This is a genomic window from Enterobacter chengduensis, assembly GCF_001984825.2.
In the GTDB taxonomy this organism is placed as follows: Bacteria; Pseudomonadota; Gammaproteobacteria; order Enterobacterales; family Enterobacteriaceae; genus Enterobacter; species Enterobacter chengduensis.
This window is the reverse complement of sequence record NZ_CP043318.1, coordinates 4,161,342-4,178,709: the sequence shown is the minus strand read 5'-3', so window position 1 is coordinate 4,178,709 and position 17,368 is coordinate 4,161,342. Positions and strand designations below refer to the sequence as shown.

Below are 17,368 nucleotides of genomic sequence, written 5' to 3'. Positions count from 1 at the left end.
CAGAATTCGCGGCGCTCTCATAGAGTTGCTAGCGTAGCCAAGTAAAATAGGTTGCATTCGAATGGAATCAAAATGCCGCGTGATAACCTGTCATGACTATATTATGCAACCACACATAATCCCGGCTATAGAAAGCTCAAAAACTTCTCCGGCAAGTTTTTGAGCTGATGGCCGTTACCAGTCTTTTGCAGCAGAGCTACTTTCAGTCACGATCTCACGTTTGTATTGTTCCACAATATCATTCAACGCTTTTTTAGCTTTTGCTTGTCCACCAACGGTCATATTTGGCGAATCTATGGCAGGGAACGCAATCCCGCTTGTTACGTGGGCCGGACGATAAATGTGGATATCATCAAAGGTGATGCGAGCTTTTTCATCTTTTGTGTCGATTTTCATAGTGAATTTATATCGAACATCTTCATTAGCCAAACAATCATTAAAACCGTCACATGGGTATTTAACATTCCCCTTGCCAACAATCGAACCTTCTTCTTTATCGGCATATTGGATTACGCTGTTAGAATCAGTGAAGGCCTTTGCAACCCAAATTTTGGAGCTGCTGTAAAGTGCATCCTTTTTAACCCCGGGAACGTTAACAACACTGACTATACTACCCAGCGGTTGTTTAGCTGCTTCCATATCTGGTGAGGTTACACAACCTGTCAACACAGTAATACTGGATACAACCAAACTGGCTAAAACAGTTTTCATCATTACTTTTTTCATTCGATTTGTCCTTGTCGCATTTTTATTAAGTGCAGTATGTAAATATGGTGCGGAATGAAGTTGGTTTCTCAAAACCGCAGGACAGGTCTCGCTTTTCTATTATCAGCCGTAGTGGATATAGGCAAAAACAGCGACAGCAACGAGCGCGCCAAAGCGTAATAACCCTTTACGATGCTTGGTTAACCATTTCCGCTCGTAACGCAACGGCGTGTAGAAAGGTGTTACCCATTTAAGAAACTCTGCATTGAGGTTGTATCCCCATTTTGGATCGATATCTCGACCATACTCCTCATAGCTGAAAAACTCGCCTTCTAGGGAAATCCCACCCCAATCAAAGCGCACATAACAATCCGGTTGGGCTTGGTAATGATTGGATACGGGCATAAGCTTCCTTGAGAAAGGAGATCAGAAAAATCCTAATTGGTTAATTGAACTATGCGGGAGAGAATTTTTCAACAATGTTTATCTGCAAGTATAAGGATGATTTTGCCACCACCGAAGTTTTTGGACGCAATGCCTGAGAGGAGGGCTGGCAAACCTAAGACCTCCACTTTTTCGCGCCCAACTTATCCGGCTGCTTTTCACCGCGAACACGTTGAAGATTAACAACGTTTAGTTCATGTTTTATTGAAAGGAACAGCCACCGACAAACACCGTTAGCGGAGGTATGTAAGCTGATAGTTGTCTTGTTATATATACAGTTATTAAGAGAGCTGTATCCAGACCAGCAGGAATGCGTCTTCTTTCCTGCTGATTGTCACTTTTTTTTGGAATAACGAAAGGGGGGCGGCTTAAACGTGGAGGCGCCGTAAAGCACCCTTAACGGCGTTTTGCAGATCGCTAACAACCGCCAGATGCGAGCTTTCTTTCCGCAGGCGCTTGTCAACGTTAACCATCATCCAGCTACGTTTATCCCTACGTCCGATGTTATTGAAAGAATGCAACCCGCGCTCGGCTGTTGCGTCGTTCACCTTACGAACTGCGTTGATAGCGGTTAACCGGAACAAATCACCGTCAGCCATCATTTCAGGCTCAATTGGTTTGCGAAATTTGAACAGGTGAGCGAGGGTTTCAAATCGAAAACGCTGCATGTCGCTAAGATGGTGAAGAGAGTAGTGAGTGAGTGCAGCACCTTTTAACGTGACTTCAACACGAGCGCGTTGCTCTTCTACAGGTAGTTTCTGATCGTTGTCAGTGCGTTTGTGGTAGACCTGCCACGAGATGTTGTCCCACTTGTTACCTGTCCTGAAGTTTCGATATGGAGTGATACGTGTTCCGGGGAAAAGGTAGACATTTTTCCACGAAGCGGGATTGAATTGCCTTGGTCGGGTTCCGTTACTAAACAGGCTTGTCTGAAGCCGATAGGTCATTGCTCGTGTCGCTGATACTGACCGTTGTTTATGCCAGAAATCGCAGAAAACTTCGACTCCCACGATTTGTGGCTCACACGCAAATGGGAAACGGTCTTGCAATTGCTTGAGTGCAGCTTCCAGCTTCCCGCCATGGTTTGCCAGTAGATCACGGAAACAAATCCGAAAAGTATCGTTAGTGCTGCTTATCGTAGGTTTTACCCACGCTTTAACGTTGTTGTCGGGACGGGGGGCGCATGATGACAACTTTGAGATACGTAGACCGCAGGGTTTAACCCAGAGTTTTAATCCGGTGATTTTAAGTAATTCATCCTGAACGTAGCGATGCTGGGTCAGTCTGGAGAAGCTGATCTTTAAGTCCAGCCAATCGATCCCGGCTGAAACCTTAAAGGATTTGCGGTCTGCTTCAGCAGCTACGTATTTTCGACTCTTCATAGTGCAACCTTATTGAAGGGAACTTCAAACCGGCATCAGGGTCGTTCGAACTGAGCAGATTTGAGAACATCTCTAGCACGGTAGCACAACGGTTTTACGATAAAAACCTTACTTATCAATATACTGCGTTCATATTCTGAACGCAGTAGTCGTTGCTAACTTAAGGGTATGAGAACACTGTCATTTTTCATATACAGAGGGTGTTTGGGTTCACCTGTGGCGTTTAAGACAAAGCACATTGTGGTTTCTGGTAGCAACTGTCGGACTACTGTTGAGCGCTTGAGATGTCTGCCTTCGTTGCCCCATGCCGCCACTACCAGACCGGCACCGGCAATAAGCCTTATCAGATGGCTATCGTTATCTATACCAATGGGATCAGGTGCTTTCATCATTTCATGTCGCTGGGTATGAACGAACGCGAACAGGTTGGCCATGTATACCCCGCCGTAGCCCCAGTTTTTGGCAAACGATATGCAGCGGCTCAAGGTGCGATCATCGTTCTCAGCATCGGCATATGAAGGGTTTAGCCCGATGAAAAGGGCATATGGTTTTGATTCGTCCCAGACTCGTGATAACGAGTAGCGATACTGGCCGCACGGTGAAAAAATCGCGTCTTTAATCATTCCAGTTGTCCTTATGAAGTGATGGTTTCAGCTTAACATTTCTTTATCCGTTTTAAGCGCCAACAAACGACCGTTTTCCGGCACCTCTTCGCAAGCATCTTCCGGGATGCTGAAAAATTAGCCTTGGCAATTGTTGGCAGGCGTCCTATTGTTGACACCGTTTTTTGACAGGTATTGAGAGGTGTTGAGAATGGCGATTTTCGGCTACGGGCGTGTTTCTACCGCTCAGCAAGATACGGAGAACCAGAGGTTGGAGCTTGAGCAAGCTGGTTGGACGTTTGACTTTTGGTTTGCTGATATTGTTAGCGGGAAAGTTCAGGCAATTCAGCGTAAGGCGTTTGCTGAAATGCTTGGCAAAATTCGAACCGGTGAAACGCTGGTAGTGGCAAAACTCGACCGTTTGGGGCGTGATGCTATCGACGTGCTCCAGACAGTCCGATTGTTATCTGATCGCGGCATCAAAGTGATCGTCCACCAGCTTGGAACAACTGACCTCACTTCTGCTGCCGGTAAGCTTCTGTTGTCGATGTTGGCAGCGGTTGCGGAGATGGAGCGTGATCTACTGATTGAACGCACTCAGGCGGGTTTGTCGCGAGCAAAAGCCGAAGGCAAGAAATTGGGTAGACCTTCTAAAATCGCACCAGAAGCCCGTAGAGTGATTGTAGTGAAAAAGAATAGCGGAACCAGTGTCAGCGCGTTAGCGCGTGAATATGGCGTTTCCAGAGCGACGATAGCAGCGATCTTAGATTAATTTCGGAAGGTCTATTCTATATTTGAATTGATACGGCATGGTCAGCTTAAGAATATATCTTATCTAAAATCTGCTGTCTGCCAAGTTGATGTCGAAAACATTACGTTAATATCAGTGACAGAGCAGGATATGACTCACTAATAATTGAAATTATTAAAGTAAACAAAAGCGCATTATAAATGCGCTTTTATTATTGAGGTGTATGCTATTTCTGTTTTCCATCAAGCTTTTCCGATAACCGTTTCTTTGTATTTAAGTTTTTTAAGTCGATAATGAAATTTACACTTGATGCAATTACCGCATAAATACAAAACAATTGCGCATAAATCAAAGACAGTAAACACCATAAGCCAATACCTGTAAATACTTGCCAGTATCGTGAAAAAATATCAGTTTTTGTCAGGAATGTTTTTAACGTAACCCCAGTTAATAATAATAACAGAATGAATGCTGAGGAAATTACCACCCCGACTAGAAGTTTTACTCTTTTTAGGTCATCTTCTGAGAAAATTGTGGTCACTTTTGAGGGTTGAACAATTTTTAAAACAGCATTTGGATAAACATAGGCAATCCAGATACCCATGATTGTAAAAATCATTGCTGATGTGTTTTGCAAAATTGAGATTATAGGTTCAACATCTTTAAAGGTAATATCTAGCCTAAAGCAGTAACTAATATAAGTTACTGCCACAGCTAAAGGTAGATGCCAGGCTATAATTGTGTAATTCTTCATGGTAATTCCCGAACTGCTTGGGGGGCAGCAGCTTCAGCCACGCCAACGCCGAATGGAGCAAGCAAACCATCGCGTTTGAATTGTAGAGCAGTAAACAGCCGCTGAGCCGTATAATGGCCTGTATCGTCCACGCCGCCACCAGTTGTATCATCTATTGGCAGAACATTTTTTACAACGAAGCTATTTAACCAACAAATACCACCAACACCTTCTTTTCTAAACCCAAGGTTACGCCAGCCGTCTAAACCGCCATTATAATCCTCGGCATATTGCTCGAAAATTTGCTGCAATTCTTCTGCCGTAGGTTTCGCTTCAATATTTATCTCTACTTTACGGGTATCTTTTGTAATTTCAGCAGAGACGAATGGAAGCCTTCCGAAAAATCTTGTCCAGTCGGCTTGATCGACTTCTCTTGCGGCAATCACCTCACGCTTTACAAAATGCGTTATGTCACGGGCGATAGCTCCAAGATCAGCTCGTGTTGTGAGTTTTGTATATTGTTTTGAACTGATACGAAACCACAGATTTCCAGTTTCACCGGCTTGCTGTGCAGGAAACGATACGGTTGTGTAAGCTCCTGTTTTTCCCTCTCTAACTTCTCGTCGTTTTTCTCTTATGTCTGCGTGTAACCAGACAAAATCCCTGAAAAATAAATTCATCAGGTTAGTATCTGCGATTGAGTTAGAGAATCGGATAGACGCAAACAAGTTTTTAGATGGGATAAACCAGTAATAGGAGGCTTCACCCCAAATGACTCGCGCTCCATCTGCTGCATTATTAGCATCATATAAAGTGTTGTCATCAAGCCGCGCATCAGCTTTAATGCCGTAAACACCATCCCCACTTCCCACCGCTCTCCAAAGGACAAGAATATACTCGCCAGTCTCCTCATCTTTTTCGATTGATTTCAGATAAACCTTTTTACGATGAGAGTAGCCTGGAGTTTCGTCATCCCAAAGAAGCGTGTCTTCAAGTGACACTCTATCTTGAAACCACACATGGAGAGATGAGAGAAGGGCATCCATTTCAAGTGGTTCACAATAATCATCATGACCATAACGGTAAAAACCAAGCTGGGTATGCTTGTGAAATGTGACAATGCCAACGCTCATACAGTCATCTCTCAAATGTGGTTTTTCGAAGTATTTCACGAAAATATTGAAAGATGAAGAAAAAATTATGGAGACACACATAGGGCAAGATCGTAACGAAGTTGTGCAAAGTAGTAGTATTTCTTTGCTAGTTCTAAATGTGTCTCGCCCTCTTTATTGCCGTGCAAGAGTGAATTAACAAGAGAGATTAGTTCCAAAGTATGCTCTTAGGCTAATTTCTAAATTCAGAGCATAACTAGAAGGTATTCAGGCAGTTAGCGTAAATAAATGCCGCCGAAACTTTAGCATCTTGTCTTGGATGATCATACACGTAGTCAACAAAGCTCTTGTATAGCGTGATCATTTGAGGTGTGACATCTGACTTACCGTTCATATTATCAAGTCGTTGATAATATTCTTCTTTCGTCATTCCACTGTTTCGGCCTTCGGTTACGTTTGAGGTGAATTGTGCCATACCCATGCACATTTGATCTTTATGGTTATTCGTTTTATCCGGGTGGAGAGCGCCTTCCAGCACTTTATCACCGCTGATGGCATGTTGCGCCCACGCTGAATTGTTGGCGATAAACTTTTTGGAGCCGGTGGCAATACCATATTCGATGCGAATGCCATTATCGTGATAGCTACCGTCAGCATCTTTAGTCGCTAGCTTTAGAGATATGCGGCAACCAGGGAGTGTTTTGTGTTCTTGCACCGAGATAATAACGGTGTCCGTATCGCAATCAGCAAAGCTGTATTCGGGGTTAATGTAGGTGTTAGTTTTGATGAGCAACCCGGTAAGTCCGTTTTTATAGCCTTTTGCCGGCAGCGTTTTGAAGGGGCTGCGATCACCCTTTTTGATCGCTTCCCGGAAGTGATCCATACCGATGCGCGTCGCCAGTTGATCGATGCTTTCTGCTGCATAAGATGCAGATGACGCAGCGATTAACATAATGGTCAGCACAGACTTGGCTGAAAATCCGGGCTTACTAAGCCGTGTTTTTGACATGTTGTTATCCCTCAGAATCCACCCCAGCGGTGTCAGTTATCGCATCATAGACTATTGATTCGAAATGTCACTATTGGAGCGTGGCTCTTTAGTGGACATCTGCGCAAATTCAGGGCATGAAAATGACCCTGAGAAAACTGTTTGGACAACGAGTAAAAGAGTTGCGCATTGCCACCGGAATGAGCCAGGAAGCCTTTGCCGATCGGTGTGGGTTTGCTCGTAGCTATATGAGCCGCATTGAACGCGGCGGTTCTAATGCGTCTTTGGATGCAATTGAGGTGCTGGCTAACGCTCTGAGTGTTGAGCCGTGGCAACTGTTGGTGTCTGATTCATCTGAAGATAGTGACCCGGAATTACTGGTCCCCTATGCAGCTGATGGCTCGTGTTTTCATCCCGGACTGGCAAGCACCCGCGATGGTTCGTTTGGTGTAGGTGATAAAGCGGCTCAGAAGCGTTTTGGCACGTTTTCTGAAGCTCTTGAGTATCTTCGTAGCATGGAGACAGCAAAATGGCGTAGGCCTAATCCTAGCGGCAACTGGGGTATCGTATCTGCGGTTCGGTGGGACAAACTGAGAAAGTAGCTCAAGTGTAAGTTTATGAATTTTCATGCTGTATGGATGAACAGTATTCATTAGATGCTGATAGTCTTACGTTTCATCAGCCCTTTGTTTCTATAAGAGTGAATAAAACAGCAAAATGCGGGTGCATTACGTAGGCGTTACGGTGGCGTTTCACTTTGACGCTGAATGGCTTAATTCATATAAATAACATTGAGTTAAATGGTTATTCTGAACAAGGTCTGTCGGGGTTTAACTGGATTCAAAATCCGAACGCAGTGGCGTTTACTTAACTCTCGTGCAGTTGCGTAGGAATGTTGTAGTTCCTCCTACAAAACCCTCCTACAATGCGTCGAGTTTTTGTTAATAAATCCATGGGATTACGAGATCTTTGGAGCGGGGGTGATTTCCCTTCGCCCGCTCCAGATCTCTCCCCTTGTGGAGAAGCCTTAAAAGCCTTCTCTATCAGCAACTTAAATAGTTACCTATTTTAGTCGCCTATTGGTTCTACCATTGTGATCCGCCCTTGGTAACTGTCACGCTAAGTTACATGGTGAGATGACAGTATAACTCAGCGTTGGCGGCAGTTGCATCCTCACACCGCGATAGAAAACGTGAAGAAAAAGCCCATCCAGGCATCGTTATGTCATCGACAGATTGAACACACGCGCCCTATGAGCCACGTAAGCAGGTTTATGGTGATAACGTACCTACAAACGACATGTAGGCTCTATCAGCGCTTCAGCCACGCTCCCGCAAAGGTACACGGTTATCCTGATAAGGTGTGATCCCTCTGACAGTCTGATGAAGTCGCTACGCTTGTTGCTGTATCACCAACGGGGCTTTATGGCTTCTATTGTCCAAAATCAGAGAGTTGCACAAGTTATGCTCGATAGTTAATCTAAGATAAATCTTAGATTGCAAGAGGTTTTTTGATGTCTTCAAAAGCAAATCGAACATACAAGTATGGCGACCAACCGATAAGAATCACTACTGTCCAAGTGATTGAGGAACAGTTCGGAGGGGCGGCAACGGCGAAGCAAGTGGATGCTTATCTGAAAGAGCGATTTCCACATTATAAAGACGACACCCACTTGAATCTCATTGTCAACTCAGTCAACTGCAATCGTAGCTACTGGAGTTTCAACAAAACAGCCAGGCGAACTGATGATGTAACCCATCGGCATCATGAGTATGACCGATTGTTCAAGCGAGGGAAGATCTTTGAAATCTATCAACCCTCTATTCATGGTATTTGGGAGTTGTATCAGGATCAGCAAGGTAAATGGTGTTACCGTAAGGTGAAATCTGAGTTTGAAAAGGCTGTTGATGATGCGTCAGAACTGCCCCCGTCAGAACGCAAAGAGATTTTAGACGCTGAGAATAAAACTCCTGAGCTAATCGAGGTTACAACACGAGTTTATAAGCGAAGCCCCTATGTGGTAGCCGAAGTTCTTTCAAGGGCTAATGGCAAGTGTCAAAGCTGTAAGAGTGACGCTCCTTTTCTCAAAGTAGACGGCACACCATTTCTTGAGGTTCATCACATTGAGTGGCTTTCGAATGGTGGGGAGGATTCCGTTGAAAATGCGATTGCATTGTGCCCGAACTGTCACAGACAGGCGCATTATGGCGTTTTGGAGTTAGTACCAGTTAACAAATAAACTGAACATGCTTGTGATAGTATGAATAGGGTAAGTATCTTGGGGATTCTATGAGACCTTATTTAATATCTTGCTAAGCAGGGAATGTAAATATCGACATTTTTATATTATGGGAAACTTATGAAAAGTATCTGTAAGTTATGTCTCGAAGAGAAAGAACTACTGGAATCTCATAGCATACCAAGAAGCTATTTCAAACGATTGAAGAAGAATGATTCGCAGTTGATTATATTTCAAAAAGGTAGTAAACCAAAACGAGAAAATGTTGATCCTAAAGAGCCACTTCTATGCTTCGAATGTGAGCAGTTTATCAGCCATGAGTACGAATCGTATGGAACAAGATTGTTGAGAAATCATCATAATATACGTAAAAACTCTGACCATATTATCATCAACTCTTTCGATTATAAGCGATTTTATCTTTTCTTACTAAGTATACTATGGAGAGCCTCTATCTCTAAAAGTGTGCATTATTCAACTGTTAATGGAGTTCCTGAGTTGGATGACTTGATGAGGCATTGCATTAAAAATAAACAGGTGAGAATAAATAAACTTAGTCATTTGAAGGTGGATAACTTCATCCGTATTTGTGTATTTAGATTGATCGATACAACGAATAATATTCCTGATCACGTTATTAAATCTATTCTTAGTAACTTTGCTTTTATAAAAAGTGATGAGGCTGACAGTGTACTATGGTATTTCGTTGTGGAGGGATTTGCTATATTCTATGTTTTCTCTGCTTCTAAAGATTATCATGATGTCATTAGAATGAGATTAAAATCACAGTTAACTTCTGGTAGTCATCAGAAGATCTTTAAGATTGATATTTTTAAAGACGCTCTCTTCTCCGAGATTTTTATTGATTTACTTACTGCCGCGAATGAACAGAAATGATGATTTAATAATCAAAGTGTTCTGAATACTCTACAGACGTCTTAATACATTTGCATTGTTCAAACGGACTGATCGTCATAGATTGTATTGCTGTAAATACACGCCTTAGTATTGTCAGTCTCCTGTTAGTCTATCAAGATTAGCGTGATAAGTTCTACGTGAGTTTGTTGGGTCATGAGCGCCAGTGTTATCAGTAATACCCTGTTTTTATGTGTGACTTCTTATAAATCCATTTTATTGATCATATGTCTATAAGTCCGGTGTGTAGCGTTATGAGCTACATAACATAAACAGGTGCAGAGTGGCAATCACTGCGATCATCCGTACCCATGTACTTGTAATATGCAGGTACTACAAGTACCTCGCTTATGCTCAGCTTGTTACTTGTATCATTAACGGGGCTTTGTGGATGGTATTGTCTAAACTAAAGTACATCCAATAAGGCGGAGGAAGATGATGAGCATCACGTATAAAATCACATACGAACACAGAGACGGGAAAGAAACCAGAGCGGAGACGGTGTTACTTCGCTCTGACCACGAGCCAACACAAGATGAAGTCCAGGACGCAGTCAGAAGGGATTCCGCCAGATTTCACTCTGGCAGAGGGGGGACGGAGATTGCTGGATTCTCTATTATTTCAGTTGTATCTGAACCTTAATCCATAATGGCTTACCCCTCATTAGCCTGATTTGGAATGTTAAGAGAAAAAACAAAACACTCAAGTTGCTCTGAGGTTAAATATGTTTAATAACAAACTGTTGACGGTGGATCATGTGTATTAAAGGATTATCACTTTTTTTCTGTGCCATTTGCGTCGGTTGTAGCGGGGGTTCTCAGCGGCAAGAGCACTTAGATGTGCCTACTTATTCGGAGAGTTATGATCAGAGCTTAGGATGGCTTGTAACCGCTCGTTACAGAGACGTAAGTAACGCGGATATTGTAATGTCACTGATTGGGGACTTTTGCAAAAGCAAGGGGAAGGAAGCAACTCTATATAAGACGAATGCTGGTACTTCATCCTCCATTCAAGATATTTGGGCTTGTCAGACTCCCCCATTGTTAAATGATACAGATGTACTAAGCGGGATTTATTGCCATTTCATTGCTAACGCGCCCCGCTACTCGGTAGATTTCACGAACTCCCAAAAGGAAATTGCAGAAAAAATATTTGTTAAAACTTTCATTAAAAAGGGGATTGAATATCCAGTTGGTGGCTTTTACGAAAAGTACCTGAATAACTTTTCTGTGTGGGCAGTAGCCAAACACAAAGAGAGCGCTACTACTGATGAGGTACGTGAGTGGTTTGACACACATTGCCAGTAGGCAAAACGCTGATGCTGTTGCACCACCCATTGTCATACCATCAATGGGCAATAAGGCTTTATTGTCCAAAATCTGTTAGTTGCGCATTTTCTGCACCCTGAATACTCTGCGATTAATCCTAATAACTCAAGGGTGAGCATGGCTATCGGGAACAGACAGATTCAAGATGAATCACCTGAGGAAGAGTTAGAGCGCTTGCTGGAAGAACTTGCACTGACGCATGAGCAACGAGAGTTTATTGAGTCCATGCTACAAGAGGACGGGGATAGTACCAATGGGGAGTAACGCTTGCACCATCACTGTATTTGATGAATGGCTAATGTTCGTGTATAGACTATTTCGACTTATGATTTTACGATTTAGATAAATCATACAAGGAGGACGGTTTATGAGCGCACAGGCAGAAGAAGGAACATTACGCCGGATGACTTTAGGCGAGATAGCAATGGCTCGTAGGGTGTTCGGTGATTCGATAGTGTATAGCCGTGTCTGGATTCATTGCGACAGCTATTTACCATTCGGACTACAAAAACAGAACTACGCGATGACTCCAAACGGGGAGTTATGGTACAGAAAGTCGATGTACAGGGAAGATTTTTCCGCAAACTCGGTTTTCATCGAAGATAAATATGTTTTCATCCATGAGCTGGGGCATGTCTGGCAACACCAACACGGGCAATGGGTGAGAATGCGGGGAGCTTTTAGCTGGGCTGCTGAATATACCTACAGGCTGGATAAAGAAAAGCTCACTGATTATTCTCTTGAACAGCAAGCCTCTATTTTAGCTGATTACTGGTTACTGCTGGTTTATGGGATCAGTAAGTGGTCTTACTATCAGAGACCAGGGCGCATGGGGATGTACAGGGGCGTAGATTTGTTGCAGGATGTCCCTTCGCTTTACCAGAAAATCGTAACAGGGAAGGGGCGTTAAACATGAAAAACAAAATGTTGCTGGGTGTTGTATTCCTCTTAACGGGATGCCCTGGGCCAGGTGATCGAATGGTAGATCGTGAATCTACAACGGCATTGATCAAAGATAATCAAGTTTGTGTGTTGTCACCACTGGAGCCGCAGGAACGGATCACTGCTATTCAAATCAAAAGCGATAATAGCGACTCTCTTCACAAGATTTTCGATGACAAGCCTGTTTATGTGCCGAAGGGGGAGTGTCTTCCTGTATTTGGATTTAAGTTTACGTCTGGGGAGCGGTATAGCTTCGCGTATGACGTCCAATCTGATAAGTCAGAATCACATTTAGTCACCGCTGAACTTTCATACCCTAAAGAATAGGGGGCAAACTGCCCCTTTATATTCATTTCAACGCACGTACGTGATCAAGTAAGCGTTTAATGCGCGTATATATCTCTTAATGCATATAGTCTATCACGCTTGCTGAAGCCGCTTAACAACCTGATCGAAGGCTCCCGCTTGTAACTGGGAGATTCCTCAAATATCAGTAAGATGGGTCAGTAGGTCTTTAGTCGGTAGAAGGTGGCTTTGCTGATAGCCAGCCTATCTTGAACCATTGCTGGAGAGCAACCTTGATCTAATAGCTCTCTCACCTGTTCAGCGGTTGCTTTAATCGGTCTGCCACAATGTTTGCCTTCCGATTGAGCACGCTTGATACCTGCCGTTCTGCGCTCTGCTATCAGGTCTTTCTCCAGGCTGGCAAGTCCTGCCATCATGGTAAGCATTGCTTTACCCACTGGTGTTGACAGGTCGAACCCTTCTCGCAAGCTGACAACCTTCACGCCCTTCGCTTGCAACATTTCAACTGTCGACAGTACATCAATGGTATTACGTCCCAAGCGGTCTATGGCAATCACAATCAGCGTATCGCCTTCTCGCACATAGCTGAGTAGTTCACCAAACCCTGGACGATCTGATGCCTTTACTGCACCACTCACGGCTTTATCACTGAACCAGCGATTAACACTATATCCAGCTTCGGTTATCTGCTGCTTCTGGTTTTCAACGTTCTGGTCGCTGGTGGAAACTCGCACATATCCGATCACAGTTGTCATGATGTTCTCTAAGTCTCAAAAGATAGTATCAAAATAATAGCTGTCCCAAAATAAAAGATCAACCTTTTGAGACAAGGCGAAGCCGCATTTTGCCGTTGTGTCGGTGTAGTCTTATAAGGAGATTGTTTTGAGACTGGATAATAGAGGTTTAGGACTCGGGACTGAGAGCAAATGTAAGTGGAAATGATAATCGCGAAGCTGGTGATAGGCTCAAATGCTCGTTGCGGTTTGATTGTTGGGGTCGAGCAAATATATAGGGCGTGATTACTCACGCCTTTGTTTACATCTCAGAGCACAGGCTGAGCGTGTAGACAGCAGTCTGTCCATCATTGTTTGTGGGGCGCATAACGAAAATAGGCTCACTCCCATTGTCGATGTATGTGACGGCAATCCCTCCGTCTGGCGTGGCGTACATCTTCGCAATACTTTTCTCACCCAAGAAACCGAGTCGCCAGGTTTTACCACCCATGTTCACCTTCATACTTTTGTCCTGCACATCAAGGCGAGTTTCGACTGAAGATTTTTGGCTACCAGAATCGATCTGCCCTTCCTGGATCGCCTTACAGGTGAATGTGGTTGCACTTGAGGCGAAGGGGAGAACGATCAGTGACGTGAGAATCAATCTTTTCATGGTCTTCCTTTTCTTGTTTGATTTGGTGACAAGGCGCTGTTAGCGCATTACCTTATCTTACCACTTTCATTAATTAAATCGATCTTATAGATCAGTAAAATCGATCGATGTGGGTGATACAATGCTATTGTACAAATACTGAGCACTGTGACATTCGGCGATAACAGTCAACTGGAGTGAGGCTTATGAAGAAATCAATATTGGTGATATCGGGACTACTGATTTCACAGTTGGTGATGGCAGGACAAATCACAATGACAGATCCGCAGCAGGAAAAAACGGAGAATGGTAAGACGCTTTGCACCTATGAGAACAGCCAGTATGTTTTCACCTACGTCACTAAAGGGCAGTGCCCGTATGCAAAGACTTTCAATACCAGTAGTTCAGAGTAAAAGTGGGTATAAAAATCGCTGGTTATTTTAACATCGCAAGAAAGAACGGTTGCTTAGTATTAGCACTTAATGATTCGTCATTGATTTAGCTGTAAGCCGCATAGAATAAGGCTTTGTTGAAAGTTGATGGAAGGATAAAAGTTTCGTAAAGGCGTTAGAAAATGAATAATAAGGGAGGAATTATGATAGGTTACATCTATCAAATGTGGTTGTTTATCGGTTATTTACATCCTGTTAGTCATGAGGAGTTTTCCGGCTTTCTGGAGTGTTGTTTCATGCGGAGCACTGCGACCATGAAAGGTATGCTGCATGAGTAGCATGTAATGCGGAGCATGGAAGATATCGATTACAGGAAAGTAACCTTTGTACCTGATGTTATTACTCAGAAGCTATTTTCCTGTAAAGAAAATCTGCTATGCTCGCAGTACTCACATAACGAACATTAATACCTAAAAAACCATTAACTACTATTTAAATAGTAAATATTGATTATTTCCTGTGTTATGTACTCGTACACCTCGTCCATGAATCCATTGTGCAAGTTACTCTTGTGAAAATGAGTTTATGCACCATTACACACTTTCAGTGTTTCATTGTAAGCCTCCATTTTTACCGAAGATGCAAATAACTCTAAAGTACCTTTAGACTTTTCTGCATCCTCTGTATCAGGTTACTTGTGCAAATGGCGTAGCCATAAGAGCGGCTTACTTGCATATTAAGCCGGAAATTTCATTGTTAATAATATAGATAAGATGGTATCCGAGTCAGTGAAGCTACCGGACATCCATGATGTATGTGGGAGAGCAACGTGACCATACGATCCTTGATAGTATCTTGTTGAAAGTTAATAAATAACTTGACAAAACGTTCGTTTCATGGTAAGGTGGTATTAAGTGAGGGATATCTTCACTTCTCTAACAAATGCCCACTCTAATGACTTTATCTTCATGCCTCCTCCGGGTAAACGGTGTGGGGGTTTTGTCATGTCTGGAATATACACAATACTCATTCCCGATGAGTTGCTAAGCAGGAGGAACATTGCTTTGAAATATTTTAGTAGTGACCAGGTTTTTAATGAACTGGTCAATGGCGAAGTCACTCGTGAAGTGATATATGCATCTATGAACGTAGCCAGAAAACGCAAATACGCGGAACGTGAAAAACTGTTTGCTGATGCACTCGCTCGATTTGATGAATACCGAAAGGAAAAAACAAAATGAATATCCGATTCACTGATGACATCCACAAGGCGCTGATTGAACGTGCCAACCGTGAAGACAAATCAGCCGCCGCGCTGGTGAGTGAGTTAATAACAGCAGTCCTAAACCGAGAGGAACCGAATGACCGAAAAGAAACCAGTAGTAAACTTCGTTAATGCGATTTGCGGCTCAGGAAAGAGCCACCGTTTGAAAGAACACATTTACGACTTCAATCGAGAAGCTGTCCCAGAAAAGTTCTTAATCGTAGTACCAACCCACGCTTTAGCCGAGCAGTTCAAGCAAGAACTAAATCGTTTGAGAATCCCAAATCATCACATTTGCGTTGAAGGTGCGACTCTCAACCTGAAAAGTACTCTGGCGAACAGCTTCCAAACGAATGTGGTGATAACCACCCACGAATGTTTCACCAACTACTGCCACCTCGCTACGTTCAATCCTGAGATGCGCTCTCTACTGGCAGAACACAACGTGATGATTGACGAGATCCCTGATGGTTGGTTTGGGGCTGAAGCGAAGATCCGACATGCGGACAGAACGGCAGAAAACTTCCCATTCCTGGCATGGCTGGAAGAGCGAAACGGGTTGCTCTATTTGCGTGATGAGCACTACGACAAGCTGTACCAGTATTACCATGAGAAGCACGCTAACAGCGACAGCCTGAAGAAAGTGCTTTACGTGGCGCTCGACGGTGGTGGTGTGATGCATACCGAGTGTGATTCTTCATACAGCTTCTTTGCATACACTTATAACCCGATACTGAAGGCCGCAACGTGGGCGAAGAGCTTCACTGTGCTTGGCGCTGGTGTAGATCGCAGTGGGTTTGTATGGATGGCTGAGAACGTTGCTCAAATCGCAGTACAGGAAGCCGGGGAACACCTTCAGCCAGAACCCGAGAGACGCAAGCATAAGAACGTGCCTATCAAGATTGTGGTTGTCCTCTCAGAAGATGTCAAAAGAGCGGGGCAGTCAGAGCTGGCTAATGTTTTTAACAGTCATCTGAAAGAGATAAATCAGATTGTTGGGAAGGATTTTATCTTCGCAACTAACAACGATAAACCCATCTGTGACTTCCAAACTATTGGACTCGCTGAGCTCGGTGATCGCATGGGAGGTGAAGCTGTTTCGATGTCCAGCTACGGAATGAACAGCTACCAGGATGTTCACAGTGCTGTGTTCCTCGGATGTGCAAATCTGGGCGATAAAGATCGTAAGAGATGGGCTGACTATTGCAAACGTATCGGTTGGGATTTTGAAACGGTGATGAAGAAGAAGCGCCAGGCAATGTATCTTGAACGGTGCTACCAGTTTCTTAGCCGAACATCCATTCGCAACACTGATACCGATCACCCTCTCGTCTTTGTCGTTCCCGACATGGCGGCAGCGGAATACCTCAAAACCCATTACTTCCCTGGCTCAACCATCGAATGCCTTGGGATCAAGAAAGCTGGCAAGCAGGAAGAAACACGCTTGAAGGTGCTGGAATACAAGGCGCAAGGGCTAACTCAGAAAAAGGCTGCTGAAGTGATGGCGGTGTCTGTGAGGACAGTCGCAACCTACTGGAACCAGGGCGCTTACGTATGATTATCGCGCTTTACTGGTATCTGCTGTTCCTGTTTATCTGGGATGCAATCCGCACCTTTGAAAAACGTAGAAAAACAGAACGCAAAACTGAATCTCGGGATGTTTGATGTGGTGATTGATACAGCAAAGGGGCTAATGCCCCTTTTCTCGTTTTTTTAGTTTGTAGATTGAGCTAACACCGTTGCTGCACGCTGTTTAGTTTTTTCGCTTGAGCGCGGATTATCGCGTGCCTTAGCTGCAACTGTCTCCATTCTTTTTCGCTGGTATGGCGGAAAGTATCATGTTGTGTAAGCGGTGAAGGTGTAGTTTTGATGAGTTTTAAAGTTTGTCCGGCAGCAGAAG

At 43.7% G+C, this 17,368-nt stretch carries 21 protein-coding genes; 12 read left to right on the top strand and 9 right to left on the bottom strand.

The window, feature by feature from the left end; genetic code table 11:
• Nucleotides 1–174 precede the first annotated feature (174 nt).
• The 4 genes from FY206_RS20210 to FY206_RS20195 all read right to left on the bottom strand — a co-directional run bounded on the left by FY206_RS20210 (nucleotide 175) and on the right by FY206_RS20195 (nucleotide 3,154).
• The gene (locus FY206_RS20210) at nucleotides 175–726 is read right to left on the bottom strand and encodes a DUF4468 domain-containing protein (protein WP_063137468.1); all 552 of its coding nucleotides are present in this window, start codon (nucleotides 724–726) and stop codon (nucleotides 175–177) included.
• A gap of 102 nt (nucleotides 727–828) precedes the next feature.
• Nucleotides 829–1,110, bottom strand: a complete 282-nt coding sequence (locus FY206_RS20205; RefSeq protein ID WP_080500349.1) for a hypothetical protein — start codon at nucleotides 1,108–1,110, stop codon at nucleotides 829–831.
• A 407-nt stretch (nucleotides 1,111–1,517) separates the two neighbouring features.
• Complete coding sequence (locus FY206_RS20200; RefSeq protein WP_077064503.1) at nucleotides 1,518–2,531, bottom strand: hypothetical protein; 1,014 nt, start codon at nucleotides 2,529–2,531, stop codon at nucleotides 1,518–1,520.
• A 155-nt stretch (nucleotides 2,532–2,686) separates the two neighbouring features.
• Entirely contained in the window at nucleotides 2,687–3,154 is a 468-nt protein-coding gene (locus tag FY206_RS20195) for a DUF1643 domain-containing protein (RefSeq protein ID WP_045405059.1), read from the bottom strand.
• A 190-nt stretch (nucleotides 3,155–3,344) separates the two neighbouring features.
• Between FY206_RS20195 and FY206_RS20190 the strand changes: the two genes are divergently transcribed.
• The gene (locus FY206_RS20190) at nucleotides 3,345–3,905 is read left to right on the top strand and encodes a recombinase family protein (protein WP_063137465.1); all 561 of its coding nucleotides are present in this window, start codon (nucleotides 3,345–3,347) and stop codon (nucleotides 3,903–3,905) included.
• A 205-nt stretch (nucleotides 3,906–4,110) separates the two neighbouring features.
• On the opposite strand, the gene FY206_RS20185 is transcribed toward FY206_RS20190, so the two are convergent.
• From FY206_RS20185 to FY206_RS20175, 3 genes are all read right to left on the bottom strand, one after another.
• On the bottom strand, nucleotides 4,111–4,638 hold the full coding sequence (locus FY206_RS20185) for a hypothetical protein (protein WP_223663737.1): 528 nt from the start codon (nucleotides 4,636–4,638) through the stop codon (nucleotides 4,111–4,113).
• Entirely contained in the window at nucleotides 4,635–5,750 is a 1,116-nt protein-coding gene (locus tag FY206_RS20180) for a hypothetical protein (protein WP_063137464.1), read from the bottom strand. The genes FY206_RS20185 and FY206_RS20180 overlap by 4 nt, the downstream gene beginning before the upstream one ends.
• A gap of 235 nt (nucleotides 5,751–5,985) precedes the next feature.
• The gene (locus FY206_RS20175; RefSeq protein ID WP_063137463.1) at nucleotides 5,986–6,738 is read right to left on the bottom strand and encodes a hypothetical protein; all 753 of its coding nucleotides are present in this window, start codon (nucleotides 6,736–6,738) and stop codon (nucleotides 5,986–5,988) included.
• A 122-nt stretch (nucleotides 6,739–6,860) separates the two neighbouring features.
• Between FY206_RS20175 and FY206_RS20170 the strand changes: the two genes are divergently transcribed.
• The 7 genes from FY206_RS20170 (at nucleotide 6,861) to FY206_RS20140 (ending at nucleotide 12,468) form a co-directional block, all read left to right on the top strand.
• Entirely contained in the window at nucleotides 6,861–7,319 is a 459-nt protein-coding gene (locus FY206_RS20170) for a helix-turn-helix domain-containing protein (protein ID WP_131824837.1), read from the top strand.
• Nucleotides 7,320–8,230: 911 nt separating this feature from the next.
• The gene (locus FY206_RS20165; protein WP_023337724.1) at nucleotides 8,231–8,956 is read left to right on the top strand and encodes an HNH endonuclease; all 726 of its coding nucleotides are present in this window, start codon (nucleotides 8,231–8,233) and stop codon (nucleotides 8,954–8,956) included.
• 120 nt (nucleotides 8,957–9,076) lie between these two features.
• Nucleotides 9,077–9,853, top strand: a complete 777-nt coding sequence (locus FY206_RS20160; protein WP_023294871.1) for a hypothetical protein — start codon at nucleotides 9,077–9,079, stop codon at nucleotides 9,851–9,853.
• A 944-nt stretch (nucleotides 9,854–10,797) separates the two neighbouring features.
• Complete coding sequence (locus tag FY206_RS20150) at nucleotides 10,798–11,178, top strand: hypothetical protein (RefSeq protein ID WP_032635618.1); 381 nt, start codon at nucleotides 10,798–10,800, stop codon at nucleotides 11,176–11,178.
• A 138-nt stretch (nucleotides 11,179–11,316) separates the two neighbouring features.
• Nucleotides 11,317–11,463 (top strand): hypothetical protein, encoded by a 147-nt coding sequence (locus tag FY206_RS25370; protein ID WP_023294874.1) that lies wholly within the window; start codon nucleotides 11,317–11,319, stop codon nucleotides 11,461–11,463.
• A gap of 103 nt (nucleotides 11,464–11,566) precedes the next feature.
• A complete protein-coding gene (locus FY206_RS20145; protein WP_023294875.1) occupies nucleotides 11,567–12,109 on the top strand; it encodes a hypothetical protein in 543 nt (180 codons plus the stop codon).
• 2 nt (nucleotides 12,110–12,111) lie between these two features.
• The gene (locus FY206_RS20140; protein ID WP_032635620.1) at nucleotides 12,112–12,468 is read left to right on the top strand and encodes a putative T6SS immunity periplasmic lipoprotein; all 357 of its coding nucleotides are present in this window, start codon (nucleotides 12,112–12,114) and stop codon (nucleotides 12,466–12,468) included.
• A 176-nt stretch (nucleotides 12,469–12,644) separates the two neighbouring features.
• Here the strand turns inward: FY206_RS20140 and FY206_RS20135 are convergent, their stop codons facing one another.
• Both FY206_RS20135 and FY206_RS20130 read right to left on the bottom strand, forming a co-directional pair.
• Entirely contained in the window at nucleotides 12,645–13,202 is a 558-nt protein-coding gene (locus tag FY206_RS20135) for a recombinase family protein (protein ID WP_023294876.1), read from the bottom strand.
• A 280-nt stretch (nucleotides 13,203–13,482) separates the two neighbouring features.
• On the bottom strand, nucleotides 13,483–13,833 hold the full coding sequence (locus tag FY206_RS20130) for a hypothetical protein (protein ID WP_023294877.1): 351 nt from the start codon (nucleotides 13,831–13,833) through the stop codon (nucleotides 13,483–13,485).
• Between the two features lie 185 nt (nucleotides 13,834–14,018).
• Here FY206_RS20130 and FY206_RS20125 point away from each other — a divergent pair, with 185 nt between their 5' ends.
• The 4 genes from FY206_RS20125 (at nucleotide 14,019) to FY206_RS25660 (ending at nucleotide 17,026) form a co-directional block, all read left to right on the top strand.
• Nucleotides 14,019–14,225 (top strand): hypothetical protein, encoded by a 207-nt coding sequence (locus tag FY206_RS20125; protein WP_023294878.1) that lies wholly within the window; start codon nucleotides 14,019–14,021, stop codon nucleotides 14,223–14,225.
• Between the two features lie 983 nt (nucleotides 14,226–15,208).
• Nucleotides 15,209–15,445 (top strand): hypothetical protein, encoded by a 237-nt coding sequence (locus FY206_RS20115; RefSeq protein WP_084832169.1) that lies wholly within the window; start codon nucleotides 15,209–15,211, stop codon nucleotides 15,443–15,445.
• Nucleotides 15,442–15,600 (top strand): hypothetical protein, encoded by a 159-nt coding sequence (locus FY206_RS25365; RefSeq protein ID WP_023294880.1) that lies wholly within the window; start codon nucleotides 15,442–15,444, stop codon nucleotides 15,598–15,600. The genes FY206_RS20115 and FY206_RS25365 overlap by 4 nt, the downstream gene beginning before the upstream one ends.
• Nucleotides 15,566–17,026 (top strand): DEAD/DEAH box helicase family protein, encoded by a 1,461-nt coding sequence (locus FY206_RS25660; protein ID WP_023294881.1) that lies wholly within the window; start codon nucleotides 15,566–15,568, stop codon nucleotides 17,024–17,026. The genes FY206_RS25365 and FY206_RS25660 overlap by 35 nt, the downstream gene beginning before the upstream one ends.
• Nucleotides 17,027–17,368: the final 342 nt, after the last annotated feature.

Excerpts from the sequence above, each read along its gene's own strand:
- FY206_RS20210 (WP_063137468.1), bottom strand. The coding sequence starts at position 726 with ATGAAAAAAGTAATGATGAAAACTGTTTTAGCCAGTTTGGTTGTATCC.
- FY206_RS20205 (WP_080500349.1), bottom strand. The coding sequence starts at position 1,110 with ATGCCCGTATCCAATCATTACCAAGCCCAACCGGATTGTTATGTGCGC.
- FY206_RS20200 (WP_077064503.1), bottom strand. The coding sequence starts at position 2,531 with ATGAAGAGTCGAAAATACGTAGCTGCTGAAGCAGACCGCAAATCCTTT.
- FY206_RS20195 (WP_045405059.1), bottom strand. The coding sequence starts at position 3,154 with ATGATTAAAGACGCGATTTTTTCACCGTGCGGCCAGTATCGCTACTCG.
- FY206_RS20190 (WP_063137465.1), top strand. The coding sequence starts at position 3,345 with ATGGCGATTTTCGGCTACGGGCGTGTTTCTACCGCTCAGCAAGATACG.
- FY206_RS20185 (WP_223663737.1), bottom strand. The coding sequence starts at position 4,638 with ATGAAGAATTACACAATTATAGCCTGGCATCTACCTTTAGCTGTGGCA.
- FY206_RS20180 (WP_063137464.1), bottom strand. The coding sequence starts at position 5,750 with ATGAGCGTTGGCATTGTCACATTTCACAAGCATACCCAGCTTGGTTTT.
- FY206_RS20175 (WP_063137463.1), bottom strand. The coding sequence starts at position 6,738 with ATGTCAAAAACACGGCTTAGTAAGCCCGGATTTTCAGCCAAGTCTGTG.
- FY206_RS20170 (WP_131824837.1), top strand. The coding sequence starts at position 6,861 with ATGACCCTGAGAAAACTGTTTGGACAACGAGTAAAAGAGTTGCGCATT.
- FY206_RS20165 (WP_023337724.1), top strand. The coding sequence starts at position 8,231 with ATGTCTTCAAAAGCAAATCGAACATACAAGTATGGCGACCAACCGATA.
- FY206_RS20160 (WP_023294871.1), top strand. The coding sequence starts at position 9,077 with ATGAAAAGTATCTGTAAGTTATGTCTCGAAGAGAAAGAACTACTGGAA.
- FY206_RS20150 (WP_032635618.1), top strand. The coding sequence starts at position 10,798 with ATGTCACTGATTGGGGACTTTTGCAAAAGCAAGGGGAAGGAAGCAACT.
- FY206_RS25370 (WP_023294874.1), top strand. The coding sequence starts at position 11,317 with ATGGCTATCGGGAACAGACAGATTCAAGATGAATCACCTGAGGAAGAG.
- FY206_RS20145 (WP_023294875.1), top strand. The coding sequence starts at position 11,567 with ATGAGCGCACAGGCAGAAGAAGGAACATTACGCCGGATGACTTTAGGC.
- FY206_RS20140 (WP_032635620.1), top strand. The coding sequence starts at position 12,112 with ATGAAAAACAAAATGTTGCTGGGTGTTGTATTCCTCTTAACGGGATGC.
- FY206_RS20135 (WP_023294876.1), bottom strand. The coding sequence starts at position 13,202 with ATGACAACTGTGATCGGATATGTGCGAGTTTCCACCAGCGACCAGAAC.
- FY206_RS20130 (WP_023294877.1), bottom strand. The coding sequence starts at position 13,833 with ATGAAAAGATTGATTCTCACGTCACTGATCGTTCTCCCCTTCGCCTCA.
- FY206_RS20125 (WP_023294878.1), top strand. The coding sequence starts at position 14,019 with ATGAAGAAATCAATATTGGTGATATCGGGACTACTGATTTCACAGTTG.
- FY206_RS20115 (WP_084832169.1), top strand. The coding sequence starts at position 15,209 with ATGTCTGGAATATACACAATACTCATTCCCGATGAGTTGCTAAGCAGG.
- FY206_RS25365 (WP_023294880.1), top strand. The coding sequence starts at position 15,442 with ATGAATATCCGATTCACTGATGACATCCACAAGGCGCTGATTGAACGT.
- FY206_RS25660 (WP_023294881.1), top strand. The coding sequence starts at position 15,566 with ATGACCGAAAAGAAACCAGTAGTAAACTTCGTTAATGCGATTTGCGGC.